This window comes from Bradyrhizobium sp. WSM471 (genome assembly GCF_000244915.1).
GTDB lineage: Bacteria > Pseudomonadota > Alphaproteobacteria > Rhizobiales > Xanthobacteraceae > Bradyrhizobium.
This window is the reverse complement of the sequence record NZ_CM001442.1, coordinates 3,023,375-3,035,550: the sequence shown is the minus strand read 5'-3', so window position 1 is coordinate 3,035,550 and position 12,176 is coordinate 3,023,375. Positions and strand designations below refer to the sequence as shown.

General features: G+C 63.4%; 11 protein-coding genes. 2 read left to right on the top strand and 9 right to left on the bottom strand.

Annotation, left to right across the window (positions count from 1 at the left end; genetic code table 11):
* Positions 1-123: 123 nt before the first annotated feature.
* From BRA471DRAFT_RS13155 to BRA471DRAFT_RS13130, 6 genes are all read right to left on the bottom strand, one after another.
* Positions 124-894: a triacylglycerol lipase gene (locus tag BRA471DRAFT_RS13155; RefSeq protein WP_007607906.1), complete on the bottom strand. Its 771-nt coding sequence runs from the start codon at positions 892-894 to the stop codon at positions 124-126.
* A 201-nt stretch (positions 895-1,095) separates the two neighbouring features.
* A complete protein-coding gene (locus BRA471DRAFT_RS13150) occupies positions 1,096-2,382 on the bottom strand; it encodes a DUF445 domain-containing protein (RefSeq protein ID WP_007607905.1) in 1,287 nt (428 codons plus the stop codon).
* 211 nt (positions 2,383-2,593) lie between these two features.
* Entirely contained in the window at positions 2,594-3,049 is a 456-nt protein-coding gene (locus BRA471DRAFT_RS13145; RefSeq protein ID WP_007607904.1) for a phasin, read from the bottom strand.
* A 203-nt stretch (positions 3,050-3,252) separates the two neighbouring features.
* On the bottom strand, positions 3,253-3,846 hold the full coding sequence (locus BRA471DRAFT_RS13140) for a GNAT family N-acetyltransferase (RefSeq protein WP_007607903.1): 594 nt from the start codon (positions 3,844-3,846) through the stop codon (positions 3,253-3,255).
* Complete coding sequence (locus BRA471DRAFT_RS13135; protein WP_007607902.1) at positions 3,843-4,925, bottom strand: alpha/beta hydrolase; 1,083 nt, start codon at positions 4,923-4,925, stop codon at positions 3,843-3,845. Before BRA471DRAFT_RS13135 ends, BRA471DRAFT_RS13140 begins: the two co-directional genes overlap by 4 nt.
* Positions 4,922-5,305 (bottom strand): hypothetical protein, encoded by a 384-nt coding sequence (locus BRA471DRAFT_RS13130; protein ID WP_007607901.1) that lies wholly within the window; start codon positions 5,303-5,305, stop codon positions 4,922-4,924. The genes BRA471DRAFT_RS13135 and BRA471DRAFT_RS13130 overlap by 4 nt, the downstream gene beginning before the upstream one ends.
* Positions 5,306-5,476: 171 nt before the next feature.
* Here BRA471DRAFT_RS13130 and BRA471DRAFT_RS13125 point away from each other — a divergent pair, with 171 nt between their 5' ends.
* Together BRA471DRAFT_RS13125 and BRA471DRAFT_RS13120 are read left to right on the top strand one after the other, a co-directional pair.
* Entirely contained in the window at positions 5,477-6,391 is a 915-nt protein-coding gene (locus tag BRA471DRAFT_RS13125) for an alpha/beta fold hydrolase (RefSeq protein ID WP_007607895.1), read from the top strand.
* Between the two features lie 146 nt (positions 6,392-6,537).
* On the top strand, positions 6,538-7,002 hold the full coding sequence (locus BRA471DRAFT_RS13120; RefSeq protein ID WP_007607893.1) for a nuclear transport factor 2 family protein: 465 nt from the start codon (positions 6,538-6,540) through the stop codon (positions 7,000-7,002).
* Between the two features lie 100 nt (positions 7,003-7,102).
* Here BRA471DRAFT_RS13120 and BRA471DRAFT_RS13115 read toward each other — a convergent pair whose 3' ends face one another.
* The 3 genes from BRA471DRAFT_RS13115 to BRA471DRAFT_RS13105 all read right to left on the bottom strand — a co-directional run bounded on the left by BRA471DRAFT_RS13115 (position 7,103) and on the right by BRA471DRAFT_RS13105 (position 12,168).
* Positions 7,103-7,777, bottom strand: coding sequence for a spermidine synthase (locus BRA471DRAFT_RS13115; protein ID WP_007607886.1), 675 nt, complete (start codon positions 7,775-7,777; stop codon positions 7,103-7,105).
* Positions 7,778-7,808: 31 nt separating this feature from the next.
* The gene (locus tag BRA471DRAFT_RS13110) at positions 7,809-11,042 is read right to left on the bottom strand and encodes a bifunctional cytochrome P450/NADPH--P450 reductase (RefSeq protein WP_007607884.1); all 3,234 of its coding nucleotides are present in this window, start codon (positions 11,040-11,042) and stop codon (positions 7,809-7,811) included.
* A gap of 130 nt (positions 11,043-11,172) precedes the next feature.
* Entirely contained in the window at positions 11,173-12,168 is a 996-nt protein-coding gene (locus BRA471DRAFT_RS13105; RefSeq protein ID WP_007607882.1) for an alpha/beta fold hydrolase, read from the bottom strand.
* Positions 12,169-12,176: the final 8 nt, after the last annotated feature.

Sequence of the window (12,176 nt, the reverse complement as noted above, 5' to 3'; positions counted from 1 at the left end):
TCGAGACGGCGCTTCGCGCCTCCTCAGGATGAGGTCTAACTACCTACGCGCCGCGCCACGTGGTCTCAATCCTCATGGTGAGGAGCGCGGCAAAGCCGCGCGTCTCGAACCATGCAGGCCCGGCTACCGATGCGGATCGGGATAGACCACGCTGCGCCAGCCGCTGCGGTCGAAGGGCCGCCAGCTGCCTTCCTTCTGCGCAAGGCGATCAGCCACCGCGAAGACAGCGGCGGGATGATGGCCCATGCCGCAATGGCTGCTCTCGATCTCGATGCTCTCGGTCTGCGTGCCCGTCTTCTCCATGCAGCCCTGCCAGGCGCAGACGCCGTCGGTGCGGCTGAAGATCGCCGTGGTCGGCACCGGCGGCGGAACGGCGAGATCGCCGCCGAACTGCGGATCGACCTCGTCGGACTTCCGCCCGCTCGCCCATTCATAGACGCGCCAGGCGTTGGTCGAATGCGGATCGCCGGCAAAGGGGCTGCCGAGCGTGATCACCTGGCGTACGCGGTCGGGCATCATCTTGGCGAGCTGGCGCGCATAGAGTCCGCCGAGGCTCCAGCCGACCAGGCTGATCTTGCGGCCGTGCCTGTCGCTGAGCTCCTGAACCAGATCCACCATCGCGTGCTGCACGCCCTCGCGCAGGCCGTAATTGCGGCCCTGGCGCCAGCCGCTCACCGCATAGCCCTTGCCGGACAGAAAGGTGCGCAGTGCACGCGTGGACCCGTCGGAGGCCACGAGGCCCGGCAGAACCAGCACCGGATGCCCATCGCCGCGCGGCGCAAGGCTGAGCAGCGGCAGCGCGCCGAGGAATGCGCCGAACTCGTGGATCGCTCGCCCTTCCAGGAACATCAGGGTGCGAGACGGCGGGCTCAGCGTCTGGGCAGTAGCGGTCATCAATGGTCCCCTTGGGAGAATTGCTGAAAAGGCCACCGGTTGTTTGCCGGCAAATGGGTATGGGATTCCAACACGCCGGCTTCTTGATCGTTCCGCAACGCAACATGAATCAGCTAGGCAGCGAGTTCCCGACATTCAAGCGGGAGACACACCCGGCCACAATAGGCCCGCGCGTTAATGCTGACGTCCGTGACGCAAAAGTCACAACCATCGCAGCAGGAATTCTACGGAGTAAAGCGCAAGACCCGCGAGCCCGCCGATCAGCGAGCCGTTGAAGCGGATGTATTGCAGGTCGCGGCCGATGTTGATTTCGATCAGCGAAATCAGCTGCGCCATGTCCCACGCCTTGACCTGGTCGGAGATGAAGGTCGAGACGCCGCTCTTCTGGTCGGCGACGAAGCTGCGCAGCACCGCGACCACACCCTTGTTGATCTCGCCGCGCAGCTCGCCATCGCCGGCAAGCGCTTCGCCCGCGGCGACACACATGCCGGCGAGATGATGCTGCAGCACCTGCGTCTCGCCGCTTGCACTCCGTTCGATGAAGGACCGCGTGTTGGCCCAGACGGTGCGGGCGAGATCGGCAAGCTCGGGACGCGCGAGCAGATCACGCTTCAGGCCATCGATGCGGTCGATATAGGCTTGGTCGGTGCCGAGCCGGTCGACGAAGCTCAGCACCATGCGATCGAACTCGCCGCGGAACGGATGTTTGGGATCGCTGCGCACCTCATTGAAGAAAGCTGTGGCGGAGGCCACGATCTTGTTCACCAGAAATTTGTCGGCCCGATAGAGCCTGAGCAAGGTCGGCAATTCCGCACGCACCTTCTCGCGGATCATCGCCATCGTCTCGGTCTGGTTCAGCGTCTCGTGCATGACGCGCAGAAGATCGTCGAACAGGATCTGGTGACGTCCCTCCGCCACGAAGCCGCGCAGCGTGCCGGCCGCGAGCGGCGCGAGGTCGATCGCCTGGAGCTGCGATGACATGCGGCGAAGGATGAAGGTCATCAGGCCCGAGCTTTCCGTCGCGGAGACGGCCTCCGGCAGCAGGCGCAGTGCAAAGCGCGCAAGGTCGTCACTACGCTTGCGGTCGCGCAGCCAGTCGGCGACGAAGGAGCCGAAATCGATCTCGTTCAGCTTGGCCTCGACCGGACCAGCCTCGAGGAAATGCACCTGAATGAACTCGCCGAGCTTGTCGGCGATGCGGGCCTGATTGCTCTGGATGATCGCGGTGTGCGGGATTGGCAGGCCGAGTGGACGCTTGAACAGTGCCACCACCGCATACCAGTCGGCGAGCCCGCCGATGGTCGCGGCTTCCGCGAATGCCGCGATGAAACCGAACACCGGATGTACGGGCAGCAGCCATTTCGCGACGACGAACAGGACGAGCGTAGAGCCCAGCACCAGCGTCGCCAGCGCTTTCACGCGGCGAAGCTCGGCGGCGCGTTCTGCGTCGCCGGGGGAATCGAAGGAGAAGGTGGCGGGTGGAGTCATGGTAGATACTTAGCGCGTCTATCTCCGCGTGTCCCGGACGCGGTGCAGCGCGGAGCGATGCGCCGCAGAGCCGGGACCCAGCATGGACCCCGGATCAGCAGTGCACCACGCCGCAAACGCGGCGCGCTGCACAGCATCCGGGGAACGCAAGAGACAAAAAACAAGGCCCGCCGAAGCGGGCCTCAAATTCAGTTTTTACTCAGGGCGCGTATCAGGCGGTCTTGTTGTAGACCTTGGCAAAGTTGTCCTGAGCGGACTTCGCACCGTTAGCGGCGAGCTTGCCGAAATAGTCGGTGGTCGCCTTGGCGCGCGAGACGAACGCTTCGCCGCGGGAGCGGAGCAGGCCGGACTGGATCTCGACAGCTTCGCTGAACGACTTGGCGGACGCGAGCTTGTCGATGCCCGCGAAGAACGCCTCGGCGTCCTCGTAGATCGCCTGCTGGATGTTGCGGCTGATCTTGCCGGCTTCGGTGACGGACTCGGTCACCGCGTTTTCGACGGCGGCAGTCACGCGCTCGGAACCAGCGAACACCTCGGCAGCACGGTCCTTGGCGGTATTGGCGGACTTCTTGACGAACTCGCGGGCGGCCTCGGGAACTTCCAGGTTCTGGATGTTCTTGAACGCGTCCTTGAAGCCTTCGAAAGCGGTGTTGGTTTCGGTGGTCATTGGGGTCTCTCCATCCTCATTGGTTGAGCTATGGGCTCACCCCGTCCGGTTTTGGCCCGGGGCTCGACTTATATGGCATAGTTAATTGTGCGATGCAATATTCATATTGCAGTGCGATATCACGAAACCGTGAATAGCCTTAATGAGAGGCAATCTGGCGCCTCCCTCACCATCCGGGTTCCCGACCACCCGCCCAGCGGTTCTCAGTGCTGGACGGCGCCCGGCAGCCCATAGGCTTCCATCTGGGCCTGGACCTGCGCGATGTTGTGCCCGAGTACGACGATGTCGTGGGTCTTGCCGTCGACGTCGCGGACATGGTCGCGCAGCAGTGCCTCGGCCTTGAAGCCGAGGCTCTCGAACAGCGTGATCGCTGCCTGCTGATCGACCGTCATCTGGACCGAGAGCTTCTCGAGGCCGGCGCCGAGCGCGAGTGCGAAGGTCTCCTGAGATAGCGTCCGTCCCACCCCCTTCCCGCGCACGTCGAGCGAGACCACCATCCGGATCTCGCCGACATGGGGCGACCAGGAGTGCGGGTCGCGCACCAGCGTGCCGCAGCCGACGACCGTGCCGCCCCTGACCGCGAGCAGGCTTGTGATCGCGCCGCGCTCGATCTCCTTGACCCAGGCGGAGAGCACCTTCGGCTCACTGATATTGCGCGGCAGGAATAACAGGTCGTGGGTCGGCAGGCCCTTGCCGAAGGCGAGCACCGCGGCTTCGTCCGCCGGCGACATCTGGCGGATCTCGATATCGCCCGCGTCCGTCTTCACATGACGCGGATAGGAACGCTGCTCACTCATGTCGATCTCTTCCCCAGCCAGGAATCCAGTTTCGGCCATAGCCGCTTCACCGCATTGGCCCCGGCAACGAGCGAGACGTGACCGCCCTTCAGCATCACCTCCTCCTTGTCCTGCGATCCAATCTTGGTGATCAGGTGCTTTGCCGCATCATACGGCACGATGTGATCGTGCTCCGCCACCGCGTGCAGGAACGGCACCTTGATGTCCTCGAGCTTCGCAGCACGGCCGCCGACCGACATTGTGTCGTTGAACAGCTTGTTGTCCCACATCAGGTCCTTGGTGATGGTGCGGAAATATTCGCCGGCCAGCGGCAGCGTGTCGGTCGCCCAGCGGTCGAACATCCGGTAGGATTTAACGAACTCGTCGTTCCAGATGTTTTCCCAGAGCTGGATCTGGCTGACGGTGCGGGAGGCCGGGCGCAGCATCTCGAACGACGACAGGATCATCTCGGGCGGCACGTTGCCGACGCTGTCGACGAGGCGATCGACGTCGAAATAGCGACGGTCGGAGAAGTTCGAGAACAGCTTCATCTCGCGAAAGTCGACCGGCGTGGTGAAGCAGATCAAATTCTTCATCGGCCCGTCCCTGTGGATCGAGCCGTAGAGCAGCGACAGCACGCCGCCGAAGCAATAGCCGATGACGGAGACGTCCTGTTCGCCGGAATCCTGCTGCACGCGGCGGATGCAGTCCGGGATGAAGTCGAGGACATAGTCCTCCATGCGCAGGCTCTTCTCCTCCGGCCGTGGCGCGCTCCAGTCGAGCATGTAGACGTCGTAGCCGCGCTTCAAGAGGAACTCGATGAAACTCTGGCCGGGCACGAGGTCGAGAATGTAACCGCGATTGGTGGTCGCCATCACGATCAAGATCGGAATTCGATAGATCTCGTCGGACATCGGCCGATAATGGTAGAGGCTCATCGTGCCGCGCGAATGCAGCACGTCCTTCGGCGTCGAGCCGAGCGTGGGACCGGACGTCGAGAAATATTCGACGCCCTTGATGCTGCGCTGGATCGCGCGCTGCACCTCGGACTGGATGCGCTCCGGGATCCCTGCGAAGTCTAATCCGGCGGGTGCATTCATGTCTGCTCTCCGCCTTCAGATGGCGGGCGCTTGGTGCGCGGCCGGCGCAATGCGGTATCGGAGCCCTGAGAAATGCCGGAACTTGCAGCCATCTGGCTCAGCATCGACTTGATCTCACCGATCTGTCCCTCGATGGACTGCAGCCGTTCCGCAAGGCCGGTGACCTGGTCCCGGCTCGGCAGATTCATGGAGACTAGATATTTCTCCATGAGGTCGCCGAGTTGCTTCTGAGCACCTGCAGCAACGCCGCCGGCCCGGTTCACGGCCTGCGAAAACTCGGGCGACGACATGGCCTGATTGGCGAAGGAGTTGAACCCCTTCTCCATCTCGCCAACCATCTTCTGCCACATGGCAATGGGGTCGTTGCTCTTGTCGGTCATCGGCGTCCTCCTGAACTCGAGAGCTTCGATGCCCTTCCTTTTTTCGCCATACCACACCGTTGCGCGGTGCCGGTCAACCGGCAAGCAGCGGGTCCGGTGTCGCGAACGCGGCTTCATTGCGAGGGGAAACCGTGCGATACAGCATTAATCAAAAGCCGAGGGAACGCAGCCGTGAACGCCTATCATCCGCCGCAAACCGTCCACGCCAACGGCATCGACATCTGTTACGAGATTTTCGGCAACGACAATGCCGAGCCGTTGCTGCTGATCATGGGGTTAGGCGCCCAGATGATCCACTGGGACGATGCGTTCTGCGAGCAGCTGGCCGCGCAGGGCTTTCGCGTCATCCGGTTCGACAATCGCGACATCGGCAAGTCGAGCCATCTCACCGGCGGCAAGCGTCTGACGCCGCTCGAACTGTTGAAGCTGCGGTTCCTCAGAATTCCCGTGGCCGCAACCTACAAGCTGATCGACATGGCGAAAGACACGGTCGGACTGATGGACGCACTCGACATCAAGTCGGCGCATCTGGTCGGGGCGTCCATGGGCGGCATGATTGCGCAAGAAGTGACGTTGTCGTTTCCCGAGCGCGTGCGCTCACTGACATCGATCATGTCGACGACCGGCAATCCGCGCGTGCCGCCGCCGACACGTGAGGCCGCCGCGATGCTGATGGCGCCGCCGCCGCGCAGCAAGGAGGAGTTCATCGTCCGCTACGGCCAGACCTGGAACGTGTTGCGGGCCGGGTCCTTTCCGGAGGAAGAGGCGCTCGATCCCGGTCGTGCCGAGCGCGTGTTCGCGCGCGGGCTCAATCCGGCCGGCGTCGGTCGGCAGCTCCGTGCGGTGCTTGCCTCCGGCAGCCGCAAGGAGCGGCTGCACGGCGTCAAGACGCCGACGCTGGTCATCCATGGCACCGTCGATCCGCTGGTCCGCCCCGAGGGCGGCAAGGACACGGCAGAGTCCATTCCGGGCGCCAAGCTGTTGATGATCGAAGGCATGGGCCACGCGCTGCCGATGCGCTTCTGGCCGGAGATCATCGGCGCCATCGCCAAGCACGCGCATGGCGCAGCAGCGCAGGCGGCGTAGATTGACCGGCGCAGAAGGTCTCCTCGCGGTGACCATGTGAGCTGCCGGTTACTCTCTTAACGGAAGCCGGCGCGAAGGCTATACAGGTCTCCTTCATTCGCCGAGAACCTCAATCGCCAACGAGGCTGCCGCCTCTCGGAGTTCACATGCATCTCTTCGTCCGGTCGGCCGCAGTCGTCGCTGCTTCAGTCCTCACGCTGTCCCTCGCCAGTGGCGTCGCGATGGCGGGTAGCGCGCAAGAAGAAGCCAATCGCAAGACTGTCCTTGCGTTCTACGAGAAGGGGCTCAACCAAAAGGACGCCGATGCAGCCCTCGCCCATGTCGGCGACCGCTACGTCCAGCACAATCCCAACGCGGCAGATGGTCCGGACGGATTCCGAAAGTTCATCGGTTTCCTTCGCGAAAAATTCCCGAACTCGCACAGCGAGATCAAGCGCAGCTTCGTGGATGGGGATTACGTCATTCTGCACGTTCACGCGGTTCGCGAGCCCGGCAGCAGGGGCAACGCGATCGTCGACATCTTCAAGCTGGAGAACGGCAAAGTCGTCGAACACTGGGACGTCGTTCAACCGATCCCGGAAATTCCGGCGAACAACAACACGATGTTCTAGCTCGGAGCCGTAGCCCGGATGGAGCGCAGCGCAATCCGGGTTCTTGCGCGGATCGACCGTCCCGGATTTCGCTGCGCTCATCCGGGCTACAAATAGCCGCCTAGCTCTTCCTCGCCATCCAGATCACGTGACGTGCGCCACCGCCTCTTCCGGTGGCGCGGATATTGACTTCGTTGACGTCGAAGCCGGCGCTACCGAGCCGCTTGGCGAAGGCCGGGTTGGGTCCCGAGGACCAGACCGCGAGCACGCCTCCCGGCCGCAGCGCCGTCTTCGCTGCTTTCAACCCGCTCGCATTATAGAGCGCATCATTGCCCTTCCGGGTCAGCCCTTCCGGTCCGTTGTCGACGTCGAGGAGGATGGCATCGAATGCCGACCGCTGCGCCCGGATGATTTCGCCAACGTCGGTTTCCCGTATGCTCACCCTGACATCATCGAGACTGTCGCCGAACACCTGCGCCATCGGGCCCCGCGCCCAGGCGACCACCGCCGGCACGAGCTCTGAGACCACAATCTTCGCCTTGCCTCCCAGCACGGTCAGCGCCGCACGCAGCGTAAAACCCATGCCCAGGCCCCCGATGAGGACGACGGGTTTTGCGACCGCCTCGATCTGCTTCGCCGCCAGCGTGGCGAGCGCGGCTTCCGAGCCCGACAGGCGGTTGTTCATCAGCTCGTTGGTGCCGAGCTTGATGGAGAACTCCTTGCCTCGCCGCATCAGGCGAAGCTCTTCATCGGAGCCGGGGATTTTGGCGGTATCGATCTTTTCCCAGGGAATCATGCGAGAGCTTTAGCACGTCCCGGCCAGCGGCCTACCCTCCTGCCCAAACGTCCAGCACATACCTGTTCTTGGCGCCCATTTCCTCGATCCAGCGGGCAGCCGTGGCGGCATCGCCGCCGCTCTTCTCGCGATGAATCGCGACCAGCGCCGCCTTCACGTCGGGCTCCATCTTGCTGCCGTCGCCACAGACATAGACGATCGCGCCCTGCTCGATCAGCGGCCAGACCTTGTCCTTCTGCGCGGCGAGGACGTGCTGAACATAGGTCTTCGGTCCCTCCACACGCGAGAACGCGGTGAACAGCTCGGTGATGCCGCTTGCCGCCAGCGCCTTCAGCTCGTCCGCGTAGAGAAAATCCTGATCGGGATGACGGCAGCCGAAAAACAGCATGGCCGGACCGAGCGCGGCGCCCTTTGCCTTGCGGGCGGCGCGCTCCTGGAGGAAGCCGCGGAACGGCGCCAGTCCCGTCCCCGGGCCGATCATGACGATCGGCACGGATGGATCGTCCGGGAGCCGGAAGCCGGCCTTGGTCTCACGCACGGTTGCATGGATCACGTCGCCCGCGCGTCGATTGGCGAGATAGTTCGAGCAGATACCCTTGTAGGTGCCGCGGCCCGAGGCGGCCGGCCCTTCGACCACGCCGACCGTGACGCTGCAACGAACCGGATCGACCGACGGCGAAGACGAGATCGAATAGTAACGCGGCGCCAGCAGCGAGAGCATTTCCAGATAAACGTGGAACGGCAATTCGCAGGCCGGATATTCGAGCAGCAAATCGAACACCGATTTCCGCTTGGCCAGGATCTCGCTGCGATAACGCTCGAGCGTTTCAGGCTCCTCGCCCACGAAGGCCAGCAGCTTCGGCTGGGTCACCGGGCAGCGGGTGTGCTCGGCCATGATCTGGATCTGCTTCCGCGTCGCCACTTGCTGGAGCTCGACGAACTCGCTGAGCAGGCGGCCGACCGACACGGCATCCCCGACCGGCAATTGCGCGCGGCGGCCTTCGGCAACCTGAAGCCTGATCTGGTCGGCCGGCAGGAAGCCAAAGCGCCGGGCGACCGAATCCACCAGCGTCGGATCGTTGCGCGGAACCACGCTCAGATGATCGCCGACGCGGTAATTGATGTTGGACGGCAGCTGCACCTCGATGTGGCGCGTCGAACGCTCTGACGGATTGGAACCGGCCTTGTTCTGAAGCTCGTCATTGACCAGCACCTTCATGGCCACCGCGCCGCCCTGGGCGACGATGGTGTTGACGGCGGTCACCGCGACCGGCTCGATCGCGTAGAGCGGATCGTCCTCCGCGGTACGGGTGAAATTCCAGTCGATGCCGAATTCCTTGGTCGCGACCTGGGCGGCTGCCGGGAACCATTTCTGGAACTGGCCGTCGAGATCGCTGCGCGCATCGCCTTCGCCGCGCGGATAGACCGCGCGCGCGCCATGCGCCGATAACTGCTCATCGATGAAGCGCGGCACCGACTGATAGGTCGCGGCCCAGTCGCTGTTGCCGCAGCCGAACACGGCGTAGCGCACATTGGCAAACGCATCCTTCGGCAGCTCGTCGCCGAGCCATTTAACGAATTGGATCGCGTTGTCCGGCGGCGCGCCGTTATAGGAGGCGCAGATGATCAGCACGCCACCCTCCTGCGGCAACTTGCCGACGTAATCGTCGAGCGGCCCCAGATGCACGGCAAAGCCGTTGATCTCGGCAAGGTCGGCCATGCGCGTCGCGAGCTCCTCGGCGGTGCCGAGATTGGAGCCGTAGAGTACCAGCATCGGCGTGTTGTGGCCGGGCCGCGCGGTGGGCTGACGCGGGGCCTTCGGCGCCGACGACACCGCCACAGGTCCGCCATAGGCACCGCGCTCGCGATCGGCGCGCGGACGGACCTTGATCTTGAAGCCGTCCGGCTTCATCGTCAGCGTTTCCTTCAGATGCATCTGGTAGCGCTGGTGGTCGATCAGCTTGAACCGCTGGAGGATCATGCCGAGTGCGAGCGCGGCCTCGTGCATGGCGAAGCCGCGGCCGATGCAGGCGCGCTGGCCGTTGCCGAACGGCTTCCAGGCATTGATCGGCCGTTTGGCTTCCGCCTCACGGCTGAAATTCTCCGGATCGAACGCGTCCGGGTTCGGACCCCAGACCGAGGGATCGCGATGCAGCGCGGTCACCAGGATGGTGGTGAACGTACCCTTCCGAAGTTTGTACATGCCGCCGCCGATGGTCTCGTCGTTCAGCGGCGAGATGCCATAGGCCGGCGCCGGTGGCCATAGCCGCAGCGCCTCCTTCAGGATCTGCGTGATGTAGGTGAGCTGCGTGACCTGCTGATAGGTCGGCCGCACGTCGACATTGGGACCGAGGACGCGATCGACCTCGTCATAGGCTTTCTTGAGAATGTCGGGGTGCTTGAGCAACGCATACAGCGTGCAGGACAACAGGCCGCTGGTGGTCTCGTGGCCTGCGATCAGGAACGTGTTGATCTGATAGCGAATGTTGACGTCGTCGAGCTGCTCGCCGGTCGAGCGATCGACGCCGGTCATCATCGCCGCAAGCATATCCTTCTTGTCGTCGGTCGCATCGCCTCCCTTGCGGCGCTCCGCAATGATCTCGTCGACCATCTTGTTCATGAAGTCGACGTCTTCAGCCATGGTCTTGCGCCGCTTCTGCATCCAGAGCTGCTCGAACGGCAGGCCGCGCGTCATCATGATGGTTTCGAGCGACCGCACCAGCGACTCGACGAAAGGATGGTAGTCCCGCCGGTAGAACGAATTGAAGCGGTAGTCGAAGCCGCACAGGCCGATCGTATCCAGCGTCAGCGCCGTCATGTCGTGAACGACGTCGATCTCGTCGTCGGCATTGAGACGTTCCCATTTGCCGACGAGCTGCTCGGCGATGTCGACCATGCTCGGGTGATAGGATTGCATGGCGCGGTTGCCGAAGGGCTGGAGCAGGATGTTGTGCGCCTTGCTCCAGTTCGGCTCCCTGGTGTCGGCCGTGAACAGGCCGTCGCCGCCGACCGCGCGCACCCGCCGCAGTGCACCGCGCACCGTCTTGTCGAATCGCTTCTCGTCGGAGAGCTCGTCGACAAGATCGTGGCCGGAGACGACCACGATCGGCGAGCCCATCATGTCGAGCCAGAAGATCGGCCCCAGCTCCTTGGCAAGCCGGGTCAGATGCTGCACCGGCGCGGCCGAATCCAGTGACAGCATGTTGCCGACCACCGGCTTGGTCGGCGGCTGCGGTATCGGATCCAGACGGTTCTTGGATGACATCGAAATGTAGTCCCCCTGCCTCAGTGTCGTCATTGCGAGCGAAGCGAAGCAATCCAGAAATATGTCGGCGAAGGCAGCCTGGATTGCTTCGTCGCTTCGCTCCTCGCAATGACGAGTTCGCAATGATCAGCTAGCCAAACCGCCTTCTACGCCATTCGATCAGCTTGGCGCTGACCTCCTCCGGTTTCTCCTGCTGCGTCCAATGGCCGCTGTCTTTCACAAGATATTTCTCGAGATCAGATATCAGCGTCTCCATGCCGTCGGCCGCCGACGGCGGCAGCACGGCATCGTTCTCGGCCATGATCATCAATGACGGCACGTGCACGTGATGGTCCAGGCCTTTCGCATGCTCCCAATTGCGGGTGAAGTTGCGATACCAGTTGATGCCGCCGGTGAAGCCGGTTTTCGTGAACGTATCGACGAACACTTTCTTCTCGTCGGCGGACAGGATCGGCGTGCGCGGATCGTGCTTTGCATCATAGGCCGCGATCATCTGCGGGAACGCCAGATTGGTCTTTGACGAGGCGCCGACACCAGCGATCGGCGGCTCCTCCGGTTTCGCCGCCGGCCGCGCCAGCGGCTTGCGCATGAACGCGTCGAACGTCTGCTCGACGCGGCTGCCGAATATCCTGTCCGGCTCACGCGCGGGATCCTGGAATTGGACGATATACATCTGATCGCCGAAGCGTTGGCGGAACAGCGCGATCGGATCGATCGGCGCGCGGTCCCAATGCGGCGTGTTGACGCCGACCACACCGGCGACGCGCGAAGGATGCCGCAGCGGCATCTGCCAGACGACGAATCCGCCCCAGTCGTGGCCGACAAAGATCGCCTTGTCGATCCCGAGATGATCGAGCAGCCCGACGAGATCGCCGGTCAAATGCTCCATGTCATAAGCCTCGACCGGCTCTGGCCGGTCGGTCGCGCCGTAGCCGCGCTGGTCCGGCGCGATCACACGGATACCAGCCTCGCTCAGCGCCTTGATCTGGTGGCGCCAGGAAAATGCGAGTTCGGGCCAGCCATGGCACAGCACGATCGGCGGCTTGTCCGTGACAGGGCCCGCCTCGTAGTAGCCCATGCGGATTCCGTTCGTCTGCGCGAACTTGAGCGGTGGCATTTCAATCATCGGAACAT